The sequence below is a fragment of the Aquabacterium olei genome, assembly GCF_003100395.1.
Taxonomy (GTDB): Bacteria; Pseudomonadota; Gammaproteobacteria; order Burkholderiales; family Burkholderiaceae_C; genus Aquabacterium; species Aquabacterium olei.
The window spans coordinates 1,211,872-1,237,948 of record NZ_CP029210.1 but is presented as its reverse complement, the minus strand read 5'-3'; the positions used below and the strand labels follow the sequence as shown (position 1 = coordinate 1,237,948).

The following is a 26,077-nucleotide window of genomic DNA, read 5'->3' as shown; positions in this document are numbered from 1 at the left end:
TGGGCCAGGCCCTCCCGGGCCGGCCCTCGGGGTCGCCGGGCTCAGCCCTGCTTGTCCATCGCCTCGCGCAGCGCCGTCTTGAGCTGCGCGCCGATCTCGGGGCGGCCGGCAAACGGGTCGGTCGGGTTGCGAGCCTGCATCACATCTTCCAGACGGGTCTGCACCATGGCCAGCGCCTGCGGGTGCGTGTAGATGTAGAACTGCCCGGCTTCGATGGCGTCGAACACCAGTTTCGCCGTGTCGGTCGCCGTCACCTTGCCCGACGTGACGGCCTTGGTGCTCATGGCCTGCGCAATCATCTGGCTGGGCGTGGGTTTGCCTTCGCTGCGCAGCTCCGCCGGGCGGTTGCGGTGCGACAGGTGGATGCCGGTGGGCACGAAATAAGGGCACAGCACCGAGGCATGCACCTGCTCGCTGACCAGCGCCAGATCCTGGTACAGCGTCTCGGAGAGGCTGACCACTGCATGCTTGCTGACGTTGTACGCGCCCATGTTGGGCGAGTTCAGCAGGCCAGCCATCGAGGCCACGTTGACGATGTGGCCCTGCCAGCTCGGGTCCTTGCGCGCCGCCTCCAGCATCAGCGGCGTGAAGATGCGCACGCCGTGCACCACGCCGAACAGGTTGACGCCCAGCACCCATTCCCAGTCACGCTGGGTGTGCTCCCAGATCAGGCCGCCATGGGCCACGCCAGCGTTGTTGATGACGATGTGCGGCGCGCCGAAACGCTCCGTGCACAGGTCGGCCAGGGCCTGCACGTCCTCGGCCCGCGACACGTCCCCGCGCAGGGCGGCCACCTTCACGCCCTTGGCGCGCAGCTCGGCCACCGCCGCGTCCAGCACGTCCTGCTGCACATCGGTCAGGACCAGGTTCAGGCCCTTTTCCGCGCCCAGGCGCGCCAGTTCCAGCCCGAAGCCGCTGCCGGCGCCCGTGATCACGGCCGTCATGCCGGGGCGAAGGGTCAATGCACTCATGTAGGTCTCCTGCGGATGCGTTGTTCAATGAAAGTCAGGCTCAGATCAGCTTCACCAGCTGCTTGCCGAAATTGCGGCCCTTGAGCAGGCCCATGAAGGCTTCGGGCGCGGCGCTCAGCCCCTGAGCCACCGATTCGCGGAACTTCATCTTGCCGGTGGCCACCATGCCACCCAGCTCGGTCATGGCCTCGGGCCACACCTCGGGGTGCTCGCTGACGATGAAACCTTCCACCTTCAGCCGGTTGACCAGAATCAGCGCCGGGTTCTGCATGGGCGTGGGCTCGCCGTTGTAGCCGGCGATCATGCCGCACACCGCGATGCGGCCGAACGCGTTCATCCGCGCCAGCACGGCGTCCAGCACCATGCCGCCCACGTTCTCGAAGTAGCCGTCGATGCCGTTCGGCGTCGCTTCCTTCAGCGCCTTGTAGAACGACTTCGGATCGGGGTTAGCCTTGTAGTCCACGCAGGCGTCGAAGCCCAGCTCGTCGACCACATAGCGGCACTTCTCGGCGCCGCCCGCCACGCCCACCACACGGCAACCGCGCGCCTTGGCCAATTGCCCCACCACGCTGCCCACGGCCCCGCTGGCGGCACTCACCACCACGGTCTCGCCGGCCTTGGGCTGGATGATCTTGATGAGGCCGTACCAGGCCGTGACGCCCGGCATGCCGACCGAGCCCAGATAAGCCGACAGCGGAATGTGGGTGGTGTCGACCTTGTTGAGCAGGCCGCGCTCCGTGGCGTCGACCACGCTGTACTCCTGCCAGCCGCCCATGCCGACCACCTTGTCGCCCACGGCAAACTTGGGGTGCTTGCTGGCCACCACCTCACCCACCGTGCCGCCGATCATCACGGTGTCCAGCGGTTGCGGTTCTGCGTAGCTCTTGCTGTCGTTCATGCGGCCGCGCATGTACGGGTCGAGCGACAGGTAATGGTGGCGCACCAGCACCTGGCCGTCGGCCAGATCGTCGGCCGAGGGCACGGGGGCTTCGACCATGCGGAAGTTGTCGGGCGTGACCTCGCCTTGCGGGCGAGAGGCCAGCAGCAGCTGGTGGTTGACGGCCTGGCTCATGGGATGCTCCTTGGGTGGGTTGGCACAGCGGGGTTCAGTCGGACCCGTCCCCTTGCAGGGGAACGCGCGACAGGGCCTGCGTGGCACGGCCAGACACCGGCAGCGCGCGCAGGAACTTGAAAGTGCCCGTGGCATGGGCACAGATCTGCCCCGCCTCGTCGAGCACACGGCCTTCGCAAAAGGCCATCTTGGCCGTGGCATGCATCACCGTGCCCACGGCACGCAGCGTGCCCTGGCCGGGTCGCATGAAGCTGGTCTTCATCTCGATGGTGACGATGCCGGGGCCGCCATCGGGTGCGTCCTTGTTGCGGCTGCGCGCAGCATGCGCCATGGCCACGTCGAGCATCATCATCAACAGCCCGCCGTGGGCCACCTTGAAGGAGTTGGTATGCACGTCCGCGTCGAGCGTCAAGCTCAACTCGGCCTCGCCATCGGCAAAGCGCTCCAGGCGCAGTCCCAGGTGCTCGACCAGCGGGATGTGAACGGGAAAGGGAATGGACATGGATCAGGCACCGATGATGGCGCTCACCCCGCCGTCGACCGCGAGGATCTGGCCGGTGATGTGCTTGCCGGCATCCGAGGCCAGCAGCACGGTGGCGCCCTTGAGGTCTTCGTCGTCGCCGACACGGCGCAGCGGCGCGCCTTCGGCGATCTTGTCTTCACCCACCGCCCCCAGGAAGCCGGCGGTCATCTTGCTCGGGAAGAAGCCCGGCGCCACCGCGTTGACGCGGATGCCGTGCCGGCCCCACTCGCCCGCCAGCGCGCGCGTGAAGTTCACCACCGCGCCCTTGCTGCTGTTGTAGGCAATGGTCTGCATGAAGGCGGGGTTGCCCCCCAGCCCGGCGATGGACGCCACGTTGATGATGCGCCCCTGCTGGCGCGGGATCATGCTGCGCTGGGCCACCGCCTGCGACAGCAGGAAGTAGCCGCGCACATTGAGGTTCATCACCTTGTCCCAGGCCTCGAGCGGGTGGCTTTCGGCGGGCGCGCCCCAGGTGGCACCGGCGTTGTTCACGAGGATGTCGATCTGGCCCAGGCGGGCCATGGCCTCGTCGGCCAGCCGGGCGATGTCCTCGGGCTGACCGGCATCGGCCGCCACCCACTGCGCATCGATGCCCGCCTGCTGGAGCGCGGCCACCGCCTCTTCCAGGTCGGCCGCCTTGCGCGAGCTGACCAGCACGCGGGCGCCGGCCTCGCCCAGCGCAAACGCCATCTGCAGGCCCAGCCCACGCGAGCCGCCGGTGATCAGGGCGGTTCGCCCGCGAAGGTCAAACAGTTGCTGAACGGTGCGGGGCGTGTGGCTCATGGGTGTGTGAGGGGTCAGACGAAGTAATCGATCACCTGCCGGCCAGAGGCCATCTCGCGGATCTGCGCGACGACGCCCTGGTGATGCGGGTGCGGCTGGTAGGCGGCCAGGGCCGCCTGGTCGGTGAAGGTGGACACCAGCACCACGTCGGCGTTGGCTTCCAGGCCTTCGGTACGGATGCCAACATCGAACTCGTGCATGCCGGGCACCAGGTCCTTGCAGCTGTCGAGCAGGGCCTTGACCTTGGGCGCGTCGGCCGGGTTCTTGAGGGTGAACATCACGATGTGGCGAAGCATGGTCTGTCTTTCTGGAACAGGGAAACAATCGGTGAAACGCCGCCCCCTGCCCCGGGCATCAGAACCAGTCGGCCTCGGCGCGGGCGCAGGTCAGGTCACGGCGTGCCACCACCCCCAGCCACGCGTCGATCTTGGGCAACTCGTAGGCGTAGAAGTAGTCGGCGGTGGCGAGCTTACCCTTGAGGAAGCCGGTACCGAGCGGGCCCTTGTCCCATTCCCCTGCGGCCTGCGCCGTCTTGGCGGCCAGCGCCAGCTCCAGCCAGATCCACGCCATCACGGTGTGGCCGAACGCCTGCAGGTAGGGCGTGGCGTTGGCCAGGGCCTCTTCCGGCACGCCGGTGGCCCAGGCCGCCTTCGTGGCCGCGCCCACCTTCTGCAGCGCGCCGGCCAGCGCATTCGCGTGCTCGGCCAGCCCATCGACCTGACCGGCGCGGGTCACCGTGTCGCTGATGCGCGCGGCCAGCACAGCCAGCGCCTTGCCGCCGTTCATCACCACCTTGCGGCCCAGCAGGTCCAGCCCCTGGATGCCGTGCGTGCCTTCGTGGATCATGTTCAGGCGGTTGTCGCGCCAGTACTGCTCGACCGGGAAGTCGCGCGTGTAGCCGTAGCCGCCCAGGATCTGGATGGCCTGGCTGTTGGCCTCCTGGGCCCACTCGCTCGGCCAGCTCTTGGCTATCGGCGTCAGCAGCTCGAGCAGCAGGCGGGCGTTGTCTCGCTCATCGAGTGAGCCGGTGTACTCGTCGTCCACCAGCTGCGCGCACAGCAGGCCCAGCGCCAGGCCACCTTCGGCCACGGCCTTCTGCATCATCAGCATGCGCTTGACGTCGGTGTGCTCGATGATGGGGATCTGCGGGGCGCTGTGGTCCTTGCCACCGGCGCCCATGGCACGGCCCTGCGGGCGTTGCTTGGCGTACTCCAGCGAGGCCTCGTAGCCGGCATAGCCCAGCATGGTGGCGCCCAGGCCCACGCTGATGCGGGCCTCGTTCATCAGCGTGAACATGCACTTCAGGCCCTCGCCTTCCTTGCCGATCAGGTAGCCCACGGCCCCGGCCTGCCCGTTGACCGAGAACTTGCCTTCACCGAAGTTCAGCAGCGTGTTCACCGTGCCGCGGTAGCCGCACTTGTGGTTGAGGCCGGCCAGCGCCACGTCGTTGCGCTGACCCGTGATCGTGCCGTCGGCCTTGACCAGCTTGCGAGGCACAATGAACAGCGAAATGCCCTTCACGCCCGGAATCAGCTTGCCATCGGGGCCCGGGATCTTGGCCAGCACCAGGTGAACGATGTTCTCGCCCATCTCGTGCTCGCCGCCCGAGATCCACATCTTGTTGCCCGTCAGGCGGTAGCGCGGGCCCAGCTCATCCTGCTGCCATGCCACGCCGCTGCCATCGCCGTGCACATCGGGCACGGCCCGCGTGACGATGTCGGACAGGCTGGAGCCGGCCTGCGGCTCGCTCAGGCACATGGTGCCGAAGGTGCGGCCTTCCAGACCGCCTTTGGCGAACACCTCGATCTGCTTGGGCGTGCCGTGCGCCAGGATGGTGTTGGCGTTGCCGCGCGTGAGCATCGGGTAGGCCGCCAGGCCCACGCTGCTCTTGTAGAAGAAGCTCATCGATGCGATTTCGACCACCGTGGGCAGTTGCATGCCGCCCACCTCGGCGTCCTTGCTGGCGGCCATCAGACCCGCATCGGCAAAGGCCTGCAGCGCCACCGGCGTTTCCTTGGGCAGGGTCACCGTGGTGCCGTCGAACTCGGGCTCGTGCACGTCGATCAGGCGGTTGATCGGCGCGAACTGCTCGGTGGCGATCTGCTCGCTCAGGTCCAGCACGGCCGTGAAGGTCTCGCGGTTGTGCTCGGCGTGGCGTTCGCGGGCGCACAGGCCATCGGCCTTGAGCCAGTCATACAGCAGGAAGTCGACGGTGGCGCGGTGGGTCATGCTTTCTCCAGGATGAGCTCAGCCCGTCCGCTGCCTTCAAGCAGCGGATCAGGCCGGGGCACCTTCCGGCGCCCCGTGGATCACGGAACGATCAGTTGAAGGTCTTGCCTTCGGCGGCCAGTTTCGCCAGCAGCGGCGCCGGCGTCCAGAAAGCCGGGTCGCCGTGCGGGTTGCCGGCAAAGCCCTTCATCAGCTCGACCACCTTGGGCAGGCCCAGCAGGTCGGCGTACAGCATCGGGCCGCCCCAGGTCAGCGGGAAGCCGTAACCGGTCAGGTAGACCATGTCGATGTCCGAAGCCTTCGAAGCGATGCCTTCTTCCAGGATGGCGGCCCCCTCGTTGACCAGGGCCAGCACCAGGCGCTGCACGATCTCGTCGTCGCTGATGGCGCGCGGCGTCAGGCCCTTGTCGGCACGCACCTTGTCGACGCAGGCCTGCACTTCGGCCGAAGGCACGGGTTCGCGCTTGCCGGCTTCGTAGTCGTACCAGCCCTTGCCGACCTTCTGGCCGAAGCGGCCGAGCTCGCACACGGCGTCGCCCACCGGGCTGTAGATCACGTCGGGCTGCTCGATCTTGCGGCGCTTGCGGATGGCGAAGCCGATGTCGTTGCCAGCCAGGTCGCCCACGCGGAACGGGCCCATGGCAAAGCCGAAGGCTTCGGCGGCCTTGTCCACCTGCTGGACGGTGGCGCCCTCTTCCACCAGGAAGAAGCTCTGGCGCACGTACTGCTCGAACATGCGGTTGCCGATGAAGCCATCACACACACCCGACACCACGGCGACCTTCTTGATCTTCTTGGCCACCTGCATCACCGTGGCCATCACGTCCTTGGCGGTGTGCTTGCTGCGCACCACTTCCAGCAGGCGCATCACGTTGGCGGGGCTGAAGAAGTGCAGGCCCACGACGTCGGCCGGGCGCTTCGTCACCTCGGCGATCTTGTCCACGTCCAGCGTCGAGGTGTTCGAGGCCAGGATGGCGCCGGGCTTCATCACGGCATCCAGCTTGGTGAACACCTGCGACTTCACGCCGAAGTCTTCGAACACGGCTTCGATCACCATGTCGGCCTGGGCAATGTCGTCGTAGCTCAACGTGGTGGTCAGCAGGCTCATGCGCTGCTCGTACTTGTCCTGAGCGAGCTTGCCCTTGGCCACCTGGGCTTCGTAGTTCTTGCGGATGGTGCCCACGCCGCGGTCGATGGCCTCCTGCTTCATCTCCAGCAGGGTCACCGGGATGCCAGCGTTCAGGAAGCACATGGTGATGCCGCCACCCATCGTGCCAGCGCCGATCACGGCCACCTTCTCGATCTTGCGGGCGGGCGTGCTCTCCGGCACATCGGGGATCTTGCTGGCGGCGCGCTCACCGAAGAACGCGTGCTGCATGGCCTTGGCCTGCGGGCCGACCATGATCTCCTTGAAGATGTCCAGTTCCTTCTGGATGCCGACGTCGATGTCCGGCGTGTTCGCGGCGATCTCGATCGCGTCGACGCAGCGCTGCGGCGAGATCAGGCCACGGCGGGCCTTGGCCATGTCGGCGCGGGCCTTGTTGAACAGTTCGGGATCGCTGACGGGCGACACGGGCAGATGGCGCACCAGCGGCATCGGGCGCACGTCGGCCACTTCCTTGGCAAAGGCCACGGCGCCGGCCACGAGGTCGCCCTCGATCAGCTTGGCAATCAGTTGCTGGCCAGGCACCTTGGCGAGCTTGTCGCTGGTCACCGAGGCGCCGGTGGTGACCATCTGCAGCGTCTGCTCGACGGGCAGCACGCGCGGCAGGCGCTGGGTGCCGCCACCGCCAGGAATCAGGCCGATGTTCACCTCCGGCAGGGCCACCTGCACGCCAGGCGCCATCACGCGGTAGTGGCAGCCCAGGGCCAGCTCCAGCCCACCGCCCATGACGACACCGTGGATGGCAGCGACGACGGGCTTGCTGCTCTTCTCGATGGTCTCGATGGTGAGGTGCAGGCCGGGCGCGGCAAAGGCGGCCGGGGTGTTGAACTCGCGGATGTCTGCACCACCGCAGAACACCTTGCCCCCACCAGTGATGACGATGGCCTTGACCGACGCATCGGCATTGGCCAGGTTCACGCCGTCCACAATGCCGGCACGGGTGCTGTGGCCGAGGCCGTTGACGGGGGGGTTGGTCAGCGTGATGACGGCCACGCCGTCGGTGACTTGGTAGGAAGCGCTCATGTCGGTGTCGGGGCGTTCAATGAAGACACACGGACCCCGACAGTCACCCTGCGCACAGGGATGGCCGGCGGCGCCCGCTCAGCTGAAATCAATTCTGACAAGAAGTCTTGTACGAATTGAGGAAGATTCTGACACAGGCCTTGCGGGCCTGCATCCCTTGCCCGCAACGTGTTGGTGAAAACACCTAGCGGGCCCTGCAAAGCATAGCGCTGTCAACCATCTCCGTTTTCTTGAACCGCTTCAAGGAAATGCGCGCGCCGTGTCCCTAGTCTGCTCGACATCGCTTGACAGAGGAAGGAGATCGGCATGAGCCAGGGACAACGGGGGGGCTTCACGAAGCAGGCCGCCCGCAACATCTTTTACGGCGGCGCCGCGTTCTTCGCGCTGCTGTTCGCCACGCTCGTGTTCGACACCGAGCAGCACATTCCGAAACGCTCGAACGACCAGAACATCACGCCTGCCGTCGTGCGCGGCAAGCAGATCTGGGAAACGCGCAACTGCATCGGCTGCCACACCCTGCTGGGCGAAGGCGCCTACTTCGCGCCCGAACTGGGCAACGTCTACAAGCGCCGCGGACCGGACTTCATCAAGACCTGGATGCAGATCCAGCCCACCGGGGCACCGGGGCGTCGGCAGATGCCGCAGTTCCACCTCAACGACGGTCAGCTCAACGATCTGGTCGAGTTCCTGAAATGGACCGGCGAGATCAACACCGAGCAATGGCCTCCCAACATCGAAGGCTGACGCGGCGGAGCACACCATGACTGCAAAACTACCCTACCGTTCTCAGGCGGTTGCCAAGCCGTACTTCATCGCAGCCCTGCTGCTCTTCGTCGGCCAGATCCTCTTTGGTCTGGTGATGGGGTTGCAGTACATCGTCGGCGATTTCCTGTTCCCGGCCATCCCGTTCAACGTCGCGCGGATGGTGCACACCAACCTGCTGATCGTGTGGCTGCTCTTCGGCTTCATGGGGTCGGCCTACTACCTCGTGCCCGAGGAAGCCGAAACCGAGCTGTACAGCCCCAAGCTGGCCCTTGTGCTGTTCTGGGTCTTCCTGGTGGCAGGTGCGCTGACCGTTGTCGGCTACCTCACGGTGCCCTACGCCAAGCTGGCCGAACTGACGGGCAACGAACTGCTGCAGACCATGGGGCGCGAGTTCCTGGAGCAGCCGCTGCCGACCAAGCTGGGCATCGTGGCCGTGGCGCTGGGCTTTCTGTTCAACATCACGATGACGTTGCTCAAGGGCCGCAAGACCAGCATCTCGCTGGTGCTGCATCTGGGCCTGTGGGGCCTCGCCCTGCTGTTCCTGTTCGCCTTCGTCAACCCGCACAACCTGGTGCGCGACAAGATGTACTGGTGGTTCGTGGTGCACCTGTGGGTGGAAGGCGTGTGGGAGCTGATCCTGGGCGCGCTGCTGGCCTTCGTGCTCATCAAGACCACCGGCGTCGACCGCGAGGTGATCGACAAGTGGCTGTACGTGATCATCGCCTTCGCGCTGATGACCGGCATCCTGGGTACGGGCCACCACTTCTACTTCATCGGCCTGCCTGGCTACTGGCACTGGATCGGCAGCGTGTTCAGCGCGCTGGAACCCATCCCGTTCTTCATGATGACGGTGTTCGCCTTCAACATGGTGCAGCGTCGGCGTCGTGACCACCCGAACCAGGCCGCGGTGCTGTGGGCGGTGGGCACCTCGGTGATGGGCTTCCTGGGCGCCGGTCTCTGGGGCTTCATCCACACGCTGTCTTCGGTGAACTACTACACCCACGGCACGCAGATCACGGCGGCCCACGGCCACCTGGCCTTCTACGGTGCCTATGTGCTGGTGGTGATCGCGATGATCAGCTACGCCATGCCCATCTTGCGCGGTCGCATTGCCAACAGCCGCAAGGCGCAGAGCGTCGAGATGTGGTCGTTCTGGCTGATGACGATCAGCATGGGCGTGATGGTGCTGGCCCTGACCGGCGCCGGCATCCTGCAGGTGTGGCTGCAGCGTGTGGCGGACAACCCGACCCCGTTCATGGCCACCCAGACCCAGTTGAACCTGTTCTACTGGATCCGGCTGTGGGGCGGTGTGGGCTTCCTGGCCGGTCTGGTGACCTACCTGTGCAGCTTCTTCATCGGCGGCACGGTGGAGCAGGAAGCGACCGCCGGTGCAGGCGGCAACGCCCGCGCCGTGCCGGCCCGACGTGCCTGAGAAGGGGGCAGATCATGGACAGGCTCGATCCCCAGGCGTTGGTCAACCCGCAGGGCGCCATGCCGGCCTATGTGCCGCAGGGCGAGGAATGCGCGCTGTTCGAGCACGCCTGGCGGGCCAGCCTGCCGCTGCTGATCAAGGGCCCGACGGGCTGCGGCAAGACGCGGTTCGTCGAGCACATGGCGGCACGGCTGGGCCGGCCGCTCATCACGGTGTCGTGCCACGATGACCTGGCCGCCGCCGATCTGGTGGGCCGCCACCTGATTGCAGGCGGCGATGCCGTCTGGCAGGACGGGCCCCTGGCCCGCGCCGTGCGCACGGGCGCCATCTGCTACCTCGACGAGGTGGTGGAGGCGCGCAAGGACACCACGGTGGTGATCCACCCGCTCACCGACGACCGGCGCATCCTGCCGATCGAACGCACGGGCGAGCAACTGGTGGCCCCACCCGAGTTCATGCTGGTGGTGTCCTACAACCCAGGCTATCAGAACCTGCTGAAGGCGCTCAAGCCCAGCACGCGACAGCGCTTCGTCGCGATCGGCTTCGACTATCCGGCGGCGCCGGTGGAGCAGGCCATCGTGGCGTCCGAGGCCGGCGTGGGCACCGCCCGGGCCGAAGCCCTCGTTTCGCTCGGCGCGGCCCTGCGTCGCCTGACGGAGCACGATCTGGAAGAAAAGGCCAGCACACGCCTGCTGGTCATGGCCGGCCGCTTGATGGCGTCCGGCATGGGCGAGGAGGCGGCCTGTCGCGCCGCCATCGTCGAAGCCATGACCGACGACCCCGACATCGTCTCGGCGCTGATGGAGATCGTCCATGGGGTGTTCGACAGGCGCTGAGCTGCAGCCGCGGCGGCGTCGCTGGCAGGCGGGCTTCTTTGCCCTCTTCGTGCTGGCGCCGGTGCTGGACCTGCTGCGCTTCGACGTGACGCAGGCGCAGTTGTGGGTGCTGGGCCGGCCGTGGTCACTCGGCATCGAGGCCCTGATGCAGGGCCGGCTCACCCCCACGGAAGCGGCCCTGAGCCTGGTGCTCAAGGGCCTGCTGCCAGTGCTGGTGCTCGTGGTGGGCTTTCTGCTGGTGGCGCGCCGTTATGGCCGGCTGTACTGCGGCTGGCTGTGCCCCCACTTCTCGATCGTCGAGGGGCTCAACGCGGTCATGCACCGCGCCATCGGCAAGTTCAGCCTGTGGGACCGGCACACCACCCCGCGGCTGGATGCAAGCGGCCGCGTACTGGCCCCTGATCGTCGCTGGTGGCCCGTGTTCTTCGGGCTCAGCCTGCTGCTGGGCTTTGTCTGGGCCATCACGCTGCTGAGCTACCTGCTGCCCCCCCAACGAGTCTGGTCGCATCTGTTGAGCGGCCAGCTCACCCCGGGTGAAGCGCGCTTTCTGGCAGTCGGCACGCTGGTCTTCACGCTGGAGTTCGTGCTGGCACGCCATCTGTTCTGTCGGTTCGGCTGCGCCGTGGGTCTGTTCCAGAGCCTCGTCTGGATGGCCAACCCGAAAGGCATGGTGGTCGGCTTCATGCGCGAGCGTGCGCGCGAGTGCCGCACCTGCGACGTGCCGATCGGATCAGCCTGCGATCGCCATTGCCCGATGCGCCTGCACCCCCGAGACATCAAGCGCCGCATGTTCTCGTGCGTGCAGTGCGGGCAGTGCCTGAGCGCGTGCGACCGATCGCAAGGCGCGCAGCAACGCAGCCCGCTGCTGACGTGGACAGTGGATGAAGCCGCGCTGCGCGAAACGCTGCGTGCGCGCAGGCAGGACGGCCCACCGGCCACCCGGGAGGACTGATGGAAGAATGGGTAGGTCAATGGTGGCATCGGGCGGTCGTGCAGCTGGCCGATCGTCGGCATCCGCAGGCGGCGGTGCAGCTGGATGAGGTGCGGGCGCAGCTGGGCGTGGTGTTCCGTGCACTGGGCGAGCCGCCGGCCTGGCGGCTCGCCACCGCGGCCCCGCGCCGCCACGGTGGACCGCGCGGCTGGCTGCAACGCCTGGCCGGCAGTGGCGACCGCGCCGCGCTGCCCACACTGGATGCCGAGACCCTGGCGCTGCCATCGGAAGTGGCGGTGTTCGCGGACACGGCCTTGAACCGCGCACTCTATCTGTGGCTGGCCGCACAGGCCGCGGAGTGCCTGTCCCTGTGCCGCCATGAGCCCTCGTTGGCACAAGACTGGATCGGTCTGAACCGCACGGCCACCGCGCGCGTGCTGGCCGCCCTGCCCGGCTGGCGTGACCGCCACCAGCGCCTGCTCACCGCCATCCTCGCGCAACGACCTGACCCGTTCAGCTTGCGTGGCCGCGCGGCCGAAGCGGAACGCCTGGTGCAGCGCGCGCTCGGCTCCCCCGACTGGCCGGCCAGCCTCGCCCCGTCCTGCCAGCCCGTACAGGCCAACGAGGTGCTGCCCGTGCCGATCTGGATCGATGCCGCCTGCCTGCAGGCGGCCGCAGCGGCCACACCGGTCACGGCACGGGAAGCGCGCACCCCGTCGGACCGACCGCTCGCGCCCGATGGCGAGGACCGCGACGACACACGGCGCCGAGCCCGCCAGATGGCCGTTCAGCCCGACCGGCACGGCCTGATGATGTTCTTCCGCACGGAGTCGCTGCTGTCGTGGTCGGAGTTCGTGCGTGTAAGCAGGCAGACGGAAGACGAGCCCACGCCGGACGCCGCACAGGTGGCCAATGACATGGAATCCCTGACGGTGGACAGCGGCGGCAGCACGCTGGCCTCGCGTGTGCGGTTCGACCTCGACCTGCCCAGCGCCGCCTCGGACGACATCGTGCTGGCCGCCGACCTGCGCCTGCCCGAATGGGACTACCGCCGCGGCGTGCTGGAGGCAGACCGCTGTGCCGTGCAGTTGCTGCAGCCCCGCCATGCCGAGACCTGGTTGCCCCCTGCCCCGCTGAAGGCGCTCGCCTCACGCATGGGGCGCCGACTCGAGACGCTCACCGCACGACCGGCATGGCAGGGTGGCCATGAAAGCGGCGAGCACCTCGATCTGGATGCCTGGGTGCGCTGGCGCACCGATGCCCCTGGCGACGAGCCACGCATCCACCTGCGCCGCCATCGCCGCGATCGGAGCCTGTCGGTCTTGCTGATGGCCGATCTGTCGCAATCGACGGACGCATGGGTGGGCAACGACGCCCGCGTGATCGACGTGACCCGCGACGCGTTGTACGTGTTCGGGCAGGCCATGCACCGCCTGGGCGACCCGTTCGAGGTGCTGGGCTTCAGTTCGGTCAAGCGCCACCATGTGCGCATCCATCAACTGAAGGCCTTTGGCGAGACATGGAGCCCCGCCGTGCAGAACCGCATCGGTGCCATCCGCCCCGGCTACTACACCCGCATGGGCGCCGCCATTCGCCATGCGACGCGCCAGCTGGCTGCACGCGGCGAAACCCATCGCCTCCTGCTGCTGCTCACCGACGGCAAGCCCAACGACCTCGATCACTACGAGGGCCGCTTCGGGCTGGAGGACACACGGCAAGCCGTGCGTGAAGCCCGCGCGCAGGGGCTGCTGCCCTTCTGCATCACGATCGATCGACAGGCGCCCGCCTATCTGCCTCACTTGTTCGGGGCACAGGGTCATGCAGTGATCCACCAACCGACCGAGCTGGTGACACGGTTGACACAGCTGGTGGGCCAGCTGATGGCCCGCACGGCCTGAATCAGGCGCGCCTACTCCGATCGAACTACACCTTTCGGCAGAGGGCTCGGCCCCTCGCCATCGTTCGAAGGTGTGCATTTGTGGCAGCGCAAAACCACGTCGTGCAAGGGTCACAAGAATCCGCGGCAAACCACACAACGAACGCTGCCGCCCATGCGAGCCCCCACACCCGACATTGCGGATTGCCTGGCTGCCCTCCCGCTCTTTCACGAGATGCACACCGCCGAGCTGCGCCGGCTCGCCGCGTCCTCACTGATCCGTCCCATCGACCGCGGCGACGTGATCTTCCGTGTGGGGGACCCGTGCGAAGGCTTTCACGTCGTGCTCGACGGACAGGTCAAGCTGTTCGCGCTGTCGCACGCCGGACAGGAGAAGGTGATCGAGCTTGTGCGGCCTGGCCAGACCTTTGCCGAATCGCTGATGTTCACCGGCAACCCCTACATGGTGCATGCTCAGGCGCTGTGTGACGGGGCCATCCTCACCATCCGCAAGCAGGCGGTGCTCGATGAGATTGCCCACGATGGTCGCTTTGCGCTGCGCATGCTGGCCGGCATCGCGCGCCGCATGGACGGACTTGTTCAGGATGTCGAGGCCTCGGCCCTGCACTCGGGCATCCAGCGTGTGGTGAGCTACCTGTTGCGCGAGCAGGCCGAGCACGGCCAGCCCACCGGGCGCGCCCCCCGCGTGTCGCTGCCCGTGAGCAAGGCCACCATCGCCTCCTTGCTGTCGCTCACGCCGGAGTACTTCTCGCGCGTGCTGCGCGAGCTCGAAGAGCGCGGCTACATCGCCATGGACCGGCGCGACATCCGCATCCTCGACCCGCAAGCCCTCGCTGCGTACCAGATGCAGTGACGTACCCGGCCACCCGCGAGGGGCCGGTACACGCCAGCGTCAGTGCGACGTGCCTTCGTTGCGCGTGGTCTTGTTGAACACGTTGTACTTGCCCACCGGCTTGCTCATGGGCAGGCGCTTGAGCTCCTTCAAGGTCACCGCGTCGTACACGATCAGTGCACCGTCCTGCTCCCACAGGCTTGCGAGCACCTTGCTGCCATCGCGCGTGAACTCCACATGGGCCAGCGTGCGACCGGGCGGCACCTGAATCTGCGCCTTGGGCTCCAGCGTCTGCTTGTCGATCACCGTCAGGATGTGTCGCGATGCCGGAGACAACATCGAGTCGGCCCACATATAGGGCGACTGCGGATGGCTGCGCAGGAAGAAGCCCGGCCCAGGAAGCGGAATCTGCCGCATCACCGTCCAGGCCTTCATGTCGATGACGCTGATGACGGGCTGGTCAAGGCTGGGCGTGGCGAGCACGGCGCGCCCCTGATGCTGTAGCGCGATGCCCGACCCAAGATGCGGCATGCCGCCCAGTGGCAAGGTGGCCACCCGCGAACGGGCATCGAGGTTGATGACCTGGGCGGCCGCCGCCACGCTGGCCTCGCCGCCCACCGCGCGGCCCGTGCCGAGCACATGGCGATAGCCGGGGTCGAAGAAGAAGTCGTCCAGCGGCTGGCTCAGCGGCGTGCGCCGGGGCGTCAGGAAACCCGGCTTGGCGATGGCCTCCCCCATGCGGTAGTCGTGCACCAGACCGTCGTGCACCGGCTCGGCCTTCGCGTCATACGACACCTCCCACAGCTCGGGCAGGTCTTTCATCGCCACGATGAAGCTGCGGCGAGGCGCGGCGTCGTACACCGCCGACACCCGTGAAGTCACGCGCCCATCGAGCGAGGCAGCCGGCAGTGTCTTGACCAGGTTGAGGTCGGCATCGAACAGCACCACCGTCCGCGGCAGGTGGTTGCCCGCCATCACCCAGCGGCCGTCACCCGAGACCGCCACGTTCCGCATGTTGAGCCCGGCCCGCACCTCGGCCACCACACGCAGGTTGTAGAGGTCGTACTTCGTGACCCAGCCGTCGCGTGACCCGAAGTACACGAAGCGTCCGTCGGGCGAGAACTTGGGGCCGCCATGCAGCGCATACCGCGATGCGAAGCGGTGAATGACCTCCAGCCGATCGCCATCGACGAGCGAGACATGGTGGTCTCCGCCCTCCACCACGACGAACAGGTTGAGCGGGTCGCCCGGCCAGCGCGGTGTGAGCTGGTCCGGTCGCTCGGTCTTCGACACCACGCGCGAGGCGCGGATGTCGGCCTCGCCCCACGCGGGCATGACATCCGGCGCGGTGTACAGCCACTGCGTCACGCCACGGATCTCGGCCTCGCTCAGCACACTGGCAAACGCCGGCATCTGCGTGGCGACACGGCCGTGGGTGACCACCCGCGTGGCCTCGGCCTGCTTGAGGCGATCCAGGCTGGCGGGCAGCAGCGCCGGGCCCATGCCCCCGGTGCGGGCCTCGCCGTGGCAGCTGGCGCAATGCTGTTGGTAGAGCGCCCCGGGGCCGGGGGTCTGTTGAGCGGCCACATCGGCGGCGTGCGCCACACAGGCCCCGCCAGCCAGGCATGCCGCCAGTACGGCGCGTGCCATCAATTCGCTTCGCACGACTTGGACTCCATCATGACGGGCACACGCTTCGCCGAGGTGAACGGCCGAAGCGGCACGCGCTCCGTCTGCCAGCCCACTTCTTCATCGAGCAGATGGCAACCGGGGTCTTCGGCCCACCAGTCGCCGGTGAGCTGGTGCGCGCGCACGCGGGTGTTGCCACCACAGATGTCCAGGTGACGGCAGGCGCCACAACGGCCTTGCACAGGGCGCGGCTGCTGCTTGAGCCCGGCCATCAGCGGGTCGCTCACATCCGTCCAGATGGACGAAAACGGCCGCTTGCGCACATCGCCCAGATCGTGATGCCACCACATGGTGTCTGGGTGAACCTGGCCCAGGTTGTCGATGTTGGCCACGTGCAGGCCCGAGGCATTGCCGCCCCAGGCCACCAGGCGCTCGCGCAGCGGCGCCGCCCATTGGGGCCATCGGGCCGCCACCCAGTCCAGCAGAAAGGGCCCGTCGGCATCGTTGTTGCCCGTCACGTACTCCTCGTCCCGCCCGGCCTCGACGGCCGACCAGGCCGCCTCGAACAGCCGCGTCACGGCCTCGCGTGTGGCCGAGAAGTGCGCGTCGTCACCCCGGTGGATGTTGCCGCGCCCGGCGTAGTTCAGGTGCGAGAAGTAGAACTTCTCGATGCCCTCGTCCCGCATCAGCGCAAGCAGGGCCGGAAAGTCGTGCGCGTTCTGCGCCGTCATCGTGTAGCGCAGGCCCAGCTTCACGTCGCGATCACGCAGCCACCGCAGCGCCTGCAGTGAGGCTGCAAAGGCCCCCTCCTGTCGGCGGAATCGGTCGTGCGTGGCGGCCAGGCCGTCGAGGCTGATGCCCACATAGTCGAACCCGGCCTGCGCGATGCGATCGGCCACGGCCTCATCGATGCGCGTGCCATTGGTCGACAGGCCCATGCGCAGGCCCCGTGCGCGCGCGTGCGCCGCGATCTCGAACAGATCCGGTCGCAGCAGTGGCTCACCGCCCGAGAGGATGAGAAAGGGCACGCGGAAGGTGCGCAGGTCGTCCATCACCGTCGCGATCTCGTCGGTGCTCAGTTCACCGGGATAGGCGTGGTCGGCCGACAGCGCGTAACAGTGGCGACACGTCAGGTTGCACCGCCGGGTCAGGTTCCAGATCACCACCGGGCCCGGTGGCGTGCCCGACCCACGTCGTGCGGGTGTCGGGTAGCGACCCACGCGCTCGGCCTCGTGGACCTCACGGAGATACTGGGATATGCGGAACATGGCTCAGCTCCTGATCATGGGCGCGCCAGGCGCAATCCGGTTTTCTTGAGAATGGCGGTGCTGTAGAGGATGTCGGCACCGCAGCAGGCCTCGCCCAGCAGAGCGCGGATGCGGGCCGCCTCGCGCTCCACTTCCTCGCGGGCCTGCCCGTGCACCATCGCAAACAGGTTGTAGGGCCAATCTGGCAAGGCACGCGGGCGGCGATAGCAATGCGACACCGAAGGCAGCGCACCCACCTTGGCGCCCAGTTCATCCACCTTGTCGTCGGCCACGTTCCACACCGTCATGCCATTGGCGGTGTAGCCCAGGCGCATGTGGTCCGGCACCGCCCCGATGCGGCGGATCAGCCCCTGATCCAGCATGGCCCTCAGCCGCGTGGTCACCCAATCGGCGCTGACGCCCAGCTCGGCCGCCACCGCCTCGTAAGGACGCGGAACCAGCGGCAGACCGCCCTGCGTGGCGGCGATGAGGCGGCGGTCCAGTTCATCCAGCATGGTGATCCCCCTGGTGGGCCGAGGCGTGCTGCCGGGCCCACGCTGCCAGCGCGCTGAGCCGCAACTCGATGAAGTACTCGCGCTCCTTCGGAAAGCGGTGCACGTGCAGACCGGTGGTCGACTCGATCCGTGCGCAGGTCGCCTCGACCTCGTCGGGAGAGCCGGCCGCAACCACGAACCACATGTTGAGCCGGTGCGTGCGCCGGTAGTTGTGTGCCACCTCACGCTGGGCATTCACGACCTCGGTCACGCGCTCGAAATCGGCCTCGGGCACGGCCATGGCCGCCAACAGGAACTGCCCGCCCGCGCGCTCGATCTGGAAGAGCGGACCGAAGCGCGTCAGCATCCGCGAATCCAGCAGGCGCTGCAGCCGGGTCAGCACGTCCTCCTCCGACAAGCCGAGGTCGGCGGCCACGTCGGCGTACGGTCGTTCGGACAACGGAAAGCCGCCATGCAGCCGGTCCATCAGTTGGGCATCGACCTGATCCAGCAGCCCCTGTCGCACCGCTTTGGCGGCCGACACCACGTCAGAGCGCGCATGCATGGGCGGCCTCCTCGCTGCACTGGGCCTGTGCCGGCGCGCTGAAGTAGCGCCCCCCGGTCTGCTTGAAGCGGCGACCACTGAACAGCGTCTCACGGGGCCAGGCATCGGCCCCCGCCGCCGCCAGCGCTTCATCGATGCGCTGCTGCACATCGCGTCGGTGCGCACCATGCACCATCACATACAGGTTGTAGGGCCAGCCCTCGGCACGCTGTCGCTGGTAGCACAGGGTGACGCCCGGCTCGCGGGCCAGCCGCGCGCCCGTCGCATCGACGGCATCCTCCGGCACATCGAGCACCGTCATGGCATTGGCCGCAATGCCCACGTCGTGGTGCCGCACGATCACCCCCAGGCGACGCAGCGTGCCCCGCTCCAGCCACTGGCCCAGCATGGCCAGCACCTGGCTCACCGGCTGATCCAGTTCGGACGCCCAGGCATCGAAGGGGCGACTCACCAGCGGAATACCGGCCTCCAGCAAGGCCGCCAGCGGCCTGTCCTCGGTCGACACACGGCGCGCTGCCCGGCTGCTGCCCGGTCTGTCCCCCGTTCGGGCAGCGGCTGGTCCGCGCATGTCGAACCCCAGGTCGATGGCGTACGAGCGCACCATGGGCAGGCGCAAGGCCGGGTAGCCCGCTCGCCGCTCGATGGCATCGACCTCCAGGTGAATCGCATCGCGCCCGCCTCCCGTGATCACGAACCACAGGTTGAAGGCGTGCTCCCGCTCGTAGTTGTGGTTCACCCCGGGCACCTCGTTGATCACGCGGGCCACGCGCTCCACATCGTCAGGAGGCACCGCCATCGCGCACAGCATGGCCGCGCCCCCTGCCCCGTTGCCCCAGACACCGCCAAGGCGGCCGATGGCACCGGTGGCCTGCAGCCGCGTCAGCGTCTCGAGCACGACGGCTTCCGACACGCCGGCCATCCGAGCCATCTCGGCGAAGGGCTGCTCGCACAGCGGAAAGCCGCGCTGCCAGTCGTTGAGCAAGGTCTGCTCGAGCAGCGGAAACTCGTTCAGGTTCATGTCACATCCCCATGCGATGGGCGCGGCTCGTGAAGAAGATGCCGCTGGGCGCCGGCACATCGAGCACCGACCGAGTCGAGAAGGATTGCGTGTCGATCACCGACACCCGGTTGGCATCGCGTGACGAGATCCAGACCGATTCGCCACGCGGGGTGAACTCCATGTGCAGCACCGCTGCGCCGGGGCTCAAGGTCTGCACCACCTGGCGCGACGGGGTGTCGATCACCTGCACGCGGTCGTAGTCGGGCACGGCAAAGTTGACCCACACCTGTCGACCATCCGGCCGGGCCATCACGAACACGGGCTGGCCGGCCACCGGCACGCGGCCGACTTCCAGCCACGTGTCCATGTCCACCACCAGCACCTCGTGCCGGCCGATGGCGGGCAGCCACACCTGGCGCCCTGCCACGGCCCAGCCACGCAGGTGCGGCATCTTGTAGACGGGCAAGGGCTGCTCGCCCCGCCCATAGCCCTGCAGAATGCGCCGCACACGCGGCGCCGTCTGCCACAAGTCGATCAGCGCCAGCCCGTCTTCGCCGAACAGGCCGGCGATGTAGTGGCGACCGTCCGGCGTCACCAGTGCGTCGTAAGGCTGGCGCCCGACATCACGGAAACGCTGGATCGCCGGGTGCGCGGCGTCGCGCGACAGATCGGCAATCCAGATCTCATCGGCATCGAAGAGCGAAAAAATGAAGCGCTGGCCCGGCAGATCGGCCAGGCCCACCACGCGAGAGAACCGGCCGGGCGCGTACTCGGCCGGCACATCGGCGACCAGCGCCAGCGTGTCGGCACGGAACACCTTGATGCCGCCGGGCTGGTAGTTCTGCGCGGCCACCCACCGGCCGTCCTGCGACACGGCGCCACCGATGCTGTTGCCGGCCTGCATGACGCGGCCCTCGATGCGGCGCGTCAACAGGTTCACCCGCGTCAGCGCGCCGTCACGCCCGAACACGAAGGCCACCGCACCATCGCGAGAAAACACCACCGAGGCATGCGACAGATCGCCCAGCCCTGGCACGGAGCCCAGCACGCTGTGCCGCGTCGTGTCCACCACGGACACCGAGCCACTGGCCCGCTCGATCACCACTCCCAGATCGCCCGTGCCCCGCAACGGCGGTGCATCACTGGCGCAAGCCATGAGCCACAGCGGCAGCCACAGCACCAGCCCCCATCTGATCCACTGCTTCATGGATTCGCCTCCTCGGGGAAGCCCGCCTGCAGCTGCATCGCGATCCAGCGCGCATCGGCTTCCGACAACATCGCCTTCCAGCCCGGCATCGGCGTGCCGGGGCGACCGTGCAGGATCACCGCCACCAGCGACGACACGGGCCAGTCACGCAGCTGAACGGGCGTCAGGGCCGTCCCCAGCCCGCCCGTCAGCCGCATGCCATGACAGGACCCGCAGTCCTGCCGAACCATGCGGACCAACCTCGCCTGACGATCGGGGGTGAGCACGGGCTCACCCTCCGATGCCAGACTCGCGCCCCCGACCAGCGACGCCAGCCCGGCCAGCGCCACCCTCAGGATCAAGGTTGTCCACATGGATCACCTCCTGAGCCAGTGAAGCTCACTGCGCCAGGATTGACGCGACCACTTCCTTGAGGTCGGCGTCGTTGAGGCGCTCCGGCGCGTGCGGTGGCATGGGAACCGGGCCCCACGCCCCGGCCCCACCCTTGCGCACCTTCTCGGCAAGGCGGGCCGGGGCCTGCTTGTCGCCCTTGTACTTGGCCGCAATGTCCTTGAACGACGGCCCGACCAGCTTCTTGTCTTTCGCATGGCAGGCCATGCAGCCGGTCTTGTTCAAGGTGTCATCGGCGCCCGCGTGGGCCGCCCCGCCAGCCAGCATGAATGCGGCCAGCATGCAGATCATCTTCTTCATGATGAGGTCCTTTCGGTGTGGAGGTCAGTACACGTCGTGCTGCGTGTTGTGCACGTTGAAGTGCCCCGTCGGCGTGATCAGGCGCGGGTCCTTGATCACCGTCTTGAGCTTCAGCGTCTTGTCGTCCACCACCACCAGGGCAGACTGCTTGTCCTTGGCCGACCAGACCGCGAACCAGACCTCGTCACCGGCCTTGTTGTATTCAGGCTGAACCACACGCATAGCACCGCCATCGTTCAGGCCGGCCCACTTGGCGATCGGCAGCACGGTGTAGCCCTTGGCCAGGTTCTTGATGTCGTACACGGCCACCGACTGCGACACGTTGGGGTCGGGGTTCAGCGGGTTGTCGACATACAGATGCTGCGACTTCGGGTGGCTCTTGATGAAGAGCGAGCCGCCGCCCTGACTCTTGAGGTTGTCGACCACCTTCCACGCGTACTGCTTGTGGCCCTTCGGGTCGGTGCCGATCAGCGCGATGCTCTCGTCACCCAGGTGACCGGTCGACCAAACCGGGCCGTACTTCGGGTGCACGAAGTTCGCGCCACGCCCCGGGTGTGGGATCTTGCCGACATCGATCAAGGCTGCGAGCTTGCCGTCCTTGAGGTCCACGGCCGCAATCTTGTTCGACTGGTTGGCCGCCACCATGAAGTAGCGCTTGGACGAATCCAGACCGCCGTCGTGCAGGAAGCGGGCAGTGCCGATCTCGGTGGTCTTCAGCGCCTTCACATCCGAGTAGTCCACCAGCAAGGTCTTGCCGGTCTCCTTCACGTTGACCACGAACTCCGGCTTGAAGTGCGAGCCCACGATGGACGCCACGCGCGGCTCCGGGTGGTATTCCTGCGTGTCGACCGTCATGCCGCGGGTGCCCACCACCTGCAGCGGCTCCAGCGTGTCGCCCTTCATGATCGTGTACTGGGGCGGCCAGTAGCTGCCTGCGATGGCGAGCTTGTCTTCGTAGCCCTTGTACTTCGACGTTTCGACCGAACGGGCTTCGAGGCCCACGCGGATTTCGGCCACGTTGTCGGGCTTCTCCATCCACAGGTCGATCATGTTGATCTTGGCATCACGCCCGATCACGAACAGGTAGCGACCGGAGGCCGAAGTGCGAGAGATGTGCACCGCGTAGCCGGTCTTGACGATGTTGATGATCTGCTTGGTGTCGCCGTCGATCAGCGCCACCTCACCCGTGTCGCGCAGTGTGGTCGAGAAGATGTTGGCAATGTTGAAATTGTTCATCTTCTTCGTCGGCCGCTTCTCCGGCGGGACGAGGACCTTCCAGGTCTTCTTCATCTCGGCCATGCCGTACTCGGGCGGCAAGGGCGGGTCCTGCTGGATGTAGCGGGCCATCAGGTCGACGTCGGCCTCGCTCATCTCGCCCGAAGTCATCCAGTTCGGCATGCCGGCCGGCGAGCCATAGGCAATGAAGACCTTGAGGTAGTCCGTGCCCTTGGGCAGCGTCACATCGGGCGTCAGCGCCTTGCCCGTGGCCCCCTTGCGCAGCACGCCGTGGCAGCCCGCGCAGCGCTCGAAGTAGATCTTGCGGGCCTTCTCGAACTCGGCCTGCGTCATCTTCGGCGCTTTGGGGTTGGTGCTCTGGTACATCGGCTCGTTGGCCAACGGCGACGTACCTGCCTGGTAATTCAGTTCCGGCTGGGTGATCCCCTTGCCGTCCTCGGCCTGTGCGCCCGATGTCATCGCCAGCACAGCTGCGGCAGCAGCCAGGGCGGCCCACTGAGGCATTCTCATGTTGCTTTCTCCAGTATTGACGGCCACCCTCGGGCGACCCACGACATGGCTGCCCTGGACCGGCGCGAGACCGGATCCACGGCGTCCGCTCTTACAAGCGAGGCCATGTTCGGACTGGAGAGAACGAGCGTCCTTGAAGCAGTTCAAGAAAAAAATCCAGATCCGCTCCGGCGCTTCGGAGCTTGATCTGGATCGGGCTTCAGGACGAAGAAGCGGGGGCGGGTCTCAGACCTCCAGCCACTCCTTGCGCACGTACTGGTCGGCACGCAGCTCATCGGGCGTGCCATGGAAGACGACCTCGCCGTGCCCCATCACGTAGCAGCGCTGCGAGATGTCGAGCGCGATGGTGAGCTTCTGCTCCACCAGCAGCACGGCCAGGCCGCGCTTCTGCAACTCCTTGAGGTACTCGCCCACCAGTTCCACGATCTTCGGCGCCAGCCCTTCGGTCGGCTCGTCGATCATGATCAGGTCGGGGTCGCCCATCAGCGTGCGGCACAGGGTCAGCATCTGCTGCTCGCCGCCCGACATCACGCCGGCCTCGGTGTGCTGGCGCTCCTTCAGGCGCGGGAACATCTGGTACATGTCGTCCAGGCTCCAGCGGCTCTTCTTGCGGCCCGACTGCTGGCCCAGCAGCAGGTTCTGCTCGACCGTCAGCTTGGGGAACACATCGCGGCTCTCGGGCACGTAGCCCAGGCCGTGCCGGGCAATGTCATAAGTCTTGTGGCCCAGCAGGTTCTCTCCGTTCCACTCCACCTTGCCATGGCCGTCCACCAGGCCCATGATGGTCTTGATCGTGGTCGACCGCCCGGAGCCGTTGCGGCCCAGCAGGCTCACGATTTCGCCGGGTTGCACCTCCAGGTTCACGCCGTGCAGGATGTGGCTCTTGCCGTAGAAGGCATGCAGGTTCTCGATGCGCAACATGCGTCAGGCTCCGCTGGTTTGGGCTTCGGCGGCCTGGCTCTCGGCCAGCACCGAGCCGAGGTAGGCTTCCTTCACGCGCTCGTTGGCGCGCACCTTCTCGGGCGTGTCGCAGGCAATCACCTCGCCGTACACCAGCACGGCAATCCGGTCGGCCAGACCGAACACCACGCCCATGTCGTGCTCCACGGTCAGCAAGGTCTTGCCCTCCGTCACCTCGCGGATCATGCGCACGAAGTTCGCCGTTTCCGACTTGCTCATGCCAGCGGTCGGCTCGTCCAGCAGGATGACGTTCCCGCCACCGGCAATCGTCACGCCGACCTCGAGCGCACGCTGTTCCGCATAGGTCAGCGACGACACGCTGGTGTCACGCTTGCGGCGCAGGCGGATCATGTCGAGCACCTCTTCGGCCCGGCGGTTCACCTCGGCGAGGTTGGACAGAAAGCGCCAGAAGGCATAACGCTCGCCCATGGACCAGAGCACCGCACAGCGGATGTTCTCGAACACGCTCAGGCGCGGAAAGAGGTTGGAAACCTGGAAGCTGCGAGCGAGCCCGCGGCGGTTGATCTCGTACGGCGCGTGGCCCTGAATGGCCTGGCCATTGAGCAGGATCTCGCCACTGGTGGGGGCCATGCGGCCGCTGATCAGGTTGAACAGCGTCGACTTGCCCGCGCCGTTCGGCCCGATCAGGGCCACGCGTTCCCCGGCCGCCACGGCCAGGTTGGCGCCCCGGATGATCTCGGTCTTGCCGAACGACTTGCGGACGTCGCGCAGTTCCAGCGCCAGCGGCGCCGTCGATGTGGAGACTTGGCTCATCGTGTGATCCTCAGTGGCCCTCTGCGCGTCGCTGCGCCAGTTCGATTTCTTCCTGAATCTGTCCCCACTGCCGCGCAAACTGCCGCCGGGTCAACTCGAAGAGGCCGGCTCCGGTGATCACCAGCATCGCCGCGCCCACCCAGGCATCCGTGCCGTGCGTGTCGATGTCGGCACCGGCAAAGCGCATCACGGGGCCGAGGGCCTCATTGAGCTTCAGGTGGTAGATCATCTCGACCATCACCGCAACGCCCGTCATCGCGACCAGCGCGGTACCGGCCAGCGCCAGGTACGAGGTCCACAGCTTGCGAAGCAGGCCATGGGCCGCCACCCGCACGTTCATCAGGATCAGGCTCGCGATGCCGCCGGGCGCATACATCACCATGAACAGGAAGATCAGTCCGAGGTACAGCAGCCAGGCCTTGGTCAGCTCCGACATCAGCACCGACGCCAGCACCATCAACACACCACCGATGATCGGGCCGAAGAAGAACAGCGCCCCACCCAGGAAAGTGAACAGCAGGTAGGCGCCGGATGCATGTGCCCCGACCACCTCGGCCGTCACGATCTCGAAGTTGATCGCATACAGCCCACCGCCGATGCCGGCGAAGAAGCCCGCGATCATGAAGGCGAAGTAGCGCACGCGCTGCGTGTCATACCCGATGAACTGCACGCGCTCCGGGTTGTCGCGCACCGCGTTCAGCATGCGGCCCAGCGGCGTCTGCGTGAAGGCAAACATCAGGGCCGTGCAGATGAAGCAGTACACGGCAATCAGGTAGTACACCTGAATCTGCGGGCCGAAGGTGATGCCCATGACCGGCTCGCCCACCACACGGTTGGCCGACACGCCGCCCTCACCACCGAAGAACTCCGGCAGCATCAGCGACATCGACCACACCAGTTCGCCCACGCCCAGCGTGATCATGGCGAAGATGGTGCCGGACTTCTTCGTCGTCACGGCGCCCAGCACCGCGGCGATCAGCAGGCCCGTCGCACCACCGACCAGCGGGATCAGGCTCACGGGCACGTCCCAGGAACCTGCGGCCACCTTGTTGAGCACGTGGATGGACGCGAACGCCCCCAGCCCGCTGTAGACCGCATGGCCGAAGCTCAGCATCCCGCCCTGCCCCAGCAGCATGTTGTAGGACAGGCAGATGATGATGGCGGTGCCCATTTGCGTGAGCATGGTCATCGACAGGCTGCTGGTGAACACCTTGGGCGCCACCAGAAGGACGAGCGCAAACAGCGTCCACACCACCCAGCGGCCCAGGTTGACCGGTTTGAAATCGTAGGTTGTCTTGGTCGTCAT

25 protein-coding genes are annotated in these 26,077 nt (G+C 67.0%); 6 read left to right on the top strand and 19 right to left on the bottom strand.

Annotated features, from left to right (window positions below):
• Positions 1 to 41: 41 nt before the first annotated feature.
• The 7 genes from DEH84_RS05535 to DEH84_RS05505 form a co-directional block, all read right to left on the bottom strand.
• Positions 42 to 971 (bottom strand): SDR family oxidoreductase, encoded by a 930-nt coding sequence (locus tag DEH84_RS05535; RefSeq protein WP_109035510.1) that lies wholly within the window; start codon positions 969 to 971, stop codon positions 42 to 44.
• A 40-nt stretch (positions 972 to 1,011) separates the two neighbouring features.
• Positions 1,012 to 2,043: an NADP-dependent oxidoreductase gene (locus DEH84_RS05530; protein WP_109035508.1), complete on the bottom strand. Its 1,032-nt coding sequence runs from the start codon at positions 2,041 to 2,043 to the stop codon at positions 1,012 to 1,014.
• Positions 2,044 to 2,077: 34 nt separating this feature from the next.
• A complete protein-coding gene (locus DEH84_RS05525; protein ID WP_109035506.1) occupies positions 2,078 to 2,545 on the bottom strand; it encodes a PaaI family thioesterase in 468 nt (155 codons plus the stop codon).
• A 3-nt stretch (positions 2,546 to 2,548) separates the two neighbouring features.
• Positions 2,549 to 3,349 carry an SDR family oxidoreductase gene (locus DEH84_RS05520; RefSeq protein WP_109035504.1) on the bottom strand — a complete coding sequence of 267 codons (801 nt, stop codon included), beginning with the start codon at positions 3,347 to 3,349 and terminating at the stop codon, positions 2,549 to 2,551.
• A gap of 14 nt (positions 3,350 to 3,363) precedes the next feature.
• Positions 3,364 to 3,645, bottom strand: a complete 282-nt coding sequence (locus DEH84_RS05515; RefSeq protein WP_109035503.1) for a Dabb family protein — start codon at positions 3,643 to 3,645, stop codon at positions 3,364 to 3,366.
• Positions 3,646 to 3,703: 58 nt separating this feature from the next.
• Positions 3,704 to 5,578 carry an acyl-CoA dehydrogenase gene (locus tag DEH84_RS05510; protein ID WP_109035501.1) on the bottom strand — a complete coding sequence of 625 codons (1,875 nt, stop codon included), beginning with the start codon at positions 5,576 to 5,578 and terminating at the stop codon, positions 3,704 to 3,706.
• A gap of 91 nt (positions 5,579 to 5,669) precedes the next feature.
• Positions 5,670 to 7,766 (bottom strand): 3-hydroxyacyl-CoA dehydrogenase NAD-binding domain-containing protein, encoded by a 2,097-nt coding sequence (locus DEH84_RS05505; RefSeq protein WP_109035499.1) that lies wholly within the window; start codon positions 7,764 to 7,766, stop codon positions 5,670 to 5,672.
• Positions 7,767 to 8,072: 306 nt separating this feature from the next.
• Between DEH84_RS05505 and DEH84_RS05500 the strand changes: the two genes are divergently transcribed.
• From DEH84_RS05500 to DEH84_RS05475, 6 genes are all read left to right on the top strand, one after another.
• Positions 8,073 to 8,510 (top strand): c-type cytochrome, encoded by a 438-nt coding sequence (locus DEH84_RS05500; RefSeq protein ID WP_109035497.1) that lies wholly within the window; start codon positions 8,073 to 8,075, stop codon positions 8,508 to 8,510.
• A gap of 16 nt (positions 8,511 to 8,526) precedes the next feature.
• Positions 8,527 to 9,963, top strand: a complete 1,437-nt coding sequence (locus DEH84_RS05495; RefSeq protein ID WP_109035495.1) for a cbb3-type cytochrome c oxidase subunit I — start codon at positions 8,527 to 8,529, stop codon at positions 9,961 to 9,963.
• A gap of 14 nt (positions 9,964 to 9,977) precedes the next feature.
• Positions 9,978 to 10,799, top strand: a complete 822-nt coding sequence (locus DEH84_RS05490; protein WP_109035493.1) for a CbbQ/NirQ/NorQ/GpvN family protein — start codon at positions 9,978 to 9,980, stop codon at positions 10,797 to 10,799.
• Positions 10,777 to 11,751: a 4Fe-4S binding protein gene (locus tag DEH84_RS05485; protein ID WP_109035491.1), complete on the top strand. Its 975-nt coding sequence runs from the start codon at positions 10,777 to 10,779 to the stop codon at positions 11,749 to 11,751. The genes DEH84_RS05490 and DEH84_RS05485 overlap by 23 nt, the downstream gene beginning before the upstream one ends.
• The gene (locus tag DEH84_RS05480; protein ID WP_109035489.1) at positions 11,751 to 13,628 is read left to right on the top strand and encodes a nitric oxide reductase activation protein NorD; all 1,878 of its coding nucleotides are present in this window, start codon (positions 11,751 to 11,753) and stop codon (positions 13,626 to 13,628) included. The genes DEH84_RS05485 and DEH84_RS05480 overlap by 1 nt, the downstream gene beginning before the upstream one ends.
• Positions 13,629 to 13,781: 153 nt before the next feature.
• A complete protein-coding gene (locus DEH84_RS05475; RefSeq protein ID WP_109035487.1) occupies positions 13,782 to 14,480 on the top strand; it encodes a Crp/Fnr family transcriptional regulator in 699 nt (232 codons plus the stop codon).
• A gap of 39 nt (positions 14,481 to 14,519) precedes the next feature.
• Here the strand turns inward: DEH84_RS05475 and DEH84_RS05470 are convergent, their stop codons facing one another.
• The 12 genes from DEH84_RS05470 to DEH84_RS05415 all read right to left on the bottom strand — a co-directional run bounded on the left by DEH84_RS05470 (position 14,520) and on the right by DEH84_RS05415 (position 26,077).
• Positions 14,520 to 16,109, bottom strand: coding sequence for a nitrite reductase (locus DEH84_RS05470; protein WP_109035485.1), 1,590 nt, complete (start codon positions 16,107 to 16,109; stop codon positions 14,520 to 14,522).
• Positions 16,109 to 17,356, bottom strand: coding sequence for a heme d1 biosynthesis radical SAM protein NirJ (gene nirJ, locus DEH84_RS05465; protein WP_109035483.1), 1,248 nt, complete (start codon positions 17,354 to 17,356; stop codon positions 16,109 to 16,111). Before nirJ ends, DEH84_RS05470 begins: the two co-directional genes overlap by 1 nt.
• 14 nt (positions 17,357 to 17,370) lie before the next feature.
• The gene (gene ahbB, locus DEH84_RS05460) at positions 17,371 to 17,850 is read right to left on the bottom strand and encodes a siroheme decarboxylase subunit beta (protein ID WP_109035481.1); all 480 of its coding nucleotides are present in this window, start codon (positions 17,848 to 17,850) and stop codon (positions 17,371 to 17,373) included.
• Positions 17,840 to 18,343 (bottom strand): Lrp/AsnC family transcriptional regulator, encoded by a 504-nt coding sequence (locus DEH84_RS05455; RefSeq protein ID WP_218929785.1) that lies wholly within the window; start codon positions 18,341 to 18,343, stop codon positions 17,840 to 17,842. Before DEH84_RS05455 ends, ahbB (DEH84_RS05460) begins: the two co-directional genes overlap by 11 nt.
• Before the next feature lie 34 nt (positions 18,344 to 18,377).
• Positions 18,378 to 19,412 carry a siroheme decarboxylase subunit beta gene (gene ahbB / locus DEH84_RS05450; RefSeq protein ID WP_109035477.1) on the bottom strand — a complete coding sequence of 345 codons (1,035 nt, stop codon included), beginning with the start codon at positions 19,410 to 19,412 and terminating at the stop codon, positions 18,378 to 18,380.
• A gap of 1 nt (position 19,413) precedes the next feature.
• Entirely contained in the window at positions 19,414 to 20,601 is a 1,188-nt protein-coding gene (locus tag DEH84_RS05445; protein WP_109035475.1) for a cytochrome D1 domain-containing protein, read from the bottom strand.
• Positions 20,598 to 20,954, bottom strand: a complete 357-nt coding sequence (locus tag DEH84_RS05440) for a c-type cytochrome (protein ID WP_109035473.1) — start codon at positions 20,952 to 20,954, stop codon at positions 20,598 to 20,600. The genes DEH84_RS05445 and DEH84_RS05440 overlap by 4 nt, the downstream gene beginning before the upstream one ends.
• Before the next feature lie 25 nt (positions 20,955 to 20,979).
• Positions 20,980 to 21,291, bottom strand: coding sequence for a c-type cytochrome (locus DEH84_RS05435; protein WP_109035471.1), 312 nt, complete (start codon positions 21,289 to 21,291; stop codon positions 20,980 to 20,982).
• Between the two features lie 24 nt (positions 21,292 to 21,315).
• Positions 21,316 to 23,037: a nitrite reductase gene (locus DEH84_RS05430; protein WP_109035469.1), complete on the bottom strand. Its 1,722-nt coding sequence runs from the start codon at positions 23,035 to 23,037 to the stop codon at positions 21,316 to 21,318.
• 225 nt (positions 23,038 to 23,262) lie between these two features.
• The gene (locus tag DEH84_RS05425) at positions 23,263 to 23,958 is read right to left on the bottom strand and encodes an ABC transporter ATP-binding protein (RefSeq protein ID WP_109035467.1); all 696 of its coding nucleotides are present in this window, start codon (positions 23,956 to 23,958) and stop codon (positions 23,263 to 23,265) included.
• A 3-nt stretch (positions 23,959 to 23,961) separates the two neighbouring features.
• Positions 23,962 to 24,771: an ABC transporter ATP-binding protein gene (locus DEH84_RS05420; RefSeq protein ID WP_109035466.1), complete on the bottom strand. Its 810-nt coding sequence runs from the start codon at positions 24,769 to 24,771 to the stop codon at positions 23,962 to 23,964.
• 10 nt (positions 24,772 to 24,781) lie between these two features.
• The gene (locus DEH84_RS05415) at positions 24,782 to 26,077 is read right to left on the bottom strand and encodes a branched-chain amino acid ABC transporter permease (RefSeq protein ID WP_109035464.1); all 1,296 of its coding nucleotides are present in this window, start codon (positions 26,075 to 26,077) and stop codon (positions 24,782 to 24,784) included.

Excerpts from the sequence above, each read along its gene's own strand:
- DEH84_RS05500 (WP_109035497.1), top strand. The coding sequence starts at position 8,073 with ATGAGCCAGGGACAACGGGGGGGCTTCACGAAGCAGGCCGCCCGCAAC.
- DEH84_RS05515 (WP_109035503.1), bottom strand. The coding sequence starts at position 3,645 with ATGCTTCGCCACATCGTGATGTTCACCCTCAAGAACCCGGCCGACGCG.
- DEH84_RS05435 (WP_109035471.1), bottom strand. The coding sequence starts at position 21,291 with ATGAAGAAGATGATCTGCATGCTGGCCGCATTCATGCTGGCTGGCGGG.
- DEH84_RS05520 (WP_109035504.1), bottom strand. The coding sequence starts at position 3,349 with ATGAGCCACACGCCCCGCACCGTTCAGCAACTGTTTGACCTTCGCGGG.
- DEH84_RS05445 (WP_109035475.1), bottom strand. The coding sequence starts at position 20,601 with ATGAAGCAGTGGATCAGATGGGGGCTGGTGCTGTGGCTGCCGCTGTGG.
- DEH84_RS05495 (WP_109035495.1), top strand. The coding sequence starts at position 8,527 with ATGACTGCAAAACTACCCTACCGTTCTCAGGCGGTTGCCAAGCCGTAC.
- DEH84_RS05535 (WP_109035510.1), bottom strand. The coding sequence starts at position 971 with ATGAGTGCATTGACCCTTCGCCCCGGCATGACGGCCGTGATCACGGGC.
- DEH84_RS05530 (WP_109035508.1), bottom strand. The coding sequence starts at position 2,043 with ATGAGCCAGGCCGTCAACCACCAGCTGCTGCTGGCCTCTCGCCCGCAA.
- DEH84_RS05485 (WP_109035491.1), top strand. The coding sequence starts at position 10,777 with ATGGGGTGTTCGACAGGCGCTGAGCTGCAGCCGCGGCGGCGTCGCTGG.
- ahbB (WP_109035477.1), bottom strand. The coding sequence starts at position 19,412 with ATGAACCTGAACGAGTTTCCGCTGCTCGAGCAGACCTTGCTCAACGAC.
- DEH84_RS05505 (WP_109035499.1), bottom strand. The coding sequence starts at position 7,766 with ATGAGCGCTTCCTACCAAGTCACCGACGGCGTGGCCGTCATCACGCTG.
- DEH84_RS05525 (WP_109035506.1), bottom strand. The coding sequence starts at position 2,545 with ATGTCCATTCCCTTTCCCGTTCACATCCCGCTGGTCGAGCACCTGGGA.
- DEH84_RS05425 (WP_109035467.1), bottom strand. The coding sequence starts at position 23,958 with ATGTTGCGCATCGAGAACCTGCATGCCTTCTACGGCAAGAGCCACATC.
- DEH84_RS05480 (WP_109035489.1), top strand. The coding sequence starts at position 11,751 with ATGGAAGAATGGGTAGGTCAATGGTGGCATCGGGCGGTCGTGCAGCTG.
- DEH84_RS05475 (WP_109035487.1), top strand. The coding sequence starts at position 13,782 with ATGCGAGCCCCCACACCCGACATTGCGGATTGCCTGGCTGCCCTCCCG.
- ahbB (WP_109035481.1), bottom strand. The coding sequence starts at position 17,850 with ATGCTGGATGAACTGGACCGCCGCCTCATCGCCGCCACGCAGGGCGGT.
- DEH84_RS05470 (WP_109035485.1), bottom strand. The coding sequence starts at position 16,109 with ATGGCACGCGCCGTACTGGCGGCATGCCTGGCTGGCGGGGCCTGTGTG.
- DEH84_RS05510 (WP_109035501.1), bottom strand. The coding sequence starts at position 5,578 with ATGACCCACCGCGCCACCGTCGACTTCCTGCTGTATGACTGGCTCAAG.
- DEH84_RS05415 (WP_109035464.1), bottom strand. The coding sequence starts at position 26,077 with ATGACGACCAAGACAACCTACGATTTCAAACCGGTCAACCTGGGCCGC.
- DEH84_RS05440 (WP_109035473.1), bottom strand. The coding sequence starts at position 20,954 with ATGTGGACAACCTTGATCCTGAGGGTGGCGCTGGCCGGGCTGGCGTCG.
- DEH84_RS05430 (WP_109035469.1), bottom strand. The coding sequence starts at position 23,037 with ATGAGAATGCCTCAGTGGGCCGCCCTGGCTGCTGCCGCAGCTGTGCTG.
- DEH84_RS05490 (WP_109035493.1), top strand. The coding sequence starts at position 9,978 with ATGGACAGGCTCGATCCCCAGGCGTTGGTCAACCCGCAGGGCGCCATG.
- DEH84_RS05420 (WP_109035466.1), bottom strand. The coding sequence starts at position 24,771 with ATGAGCCAAGTCTCCACATCGACGGCGCCGCTGGCGCTGGAACTGCGC.
- nirJ (WP_109035483.1), bottom strand. The coding sequence starts at position 17,356 with ATGTTCCGCATATCCCAGTATCTCCGTGAGGTCCACGAGGCCGAGCGC.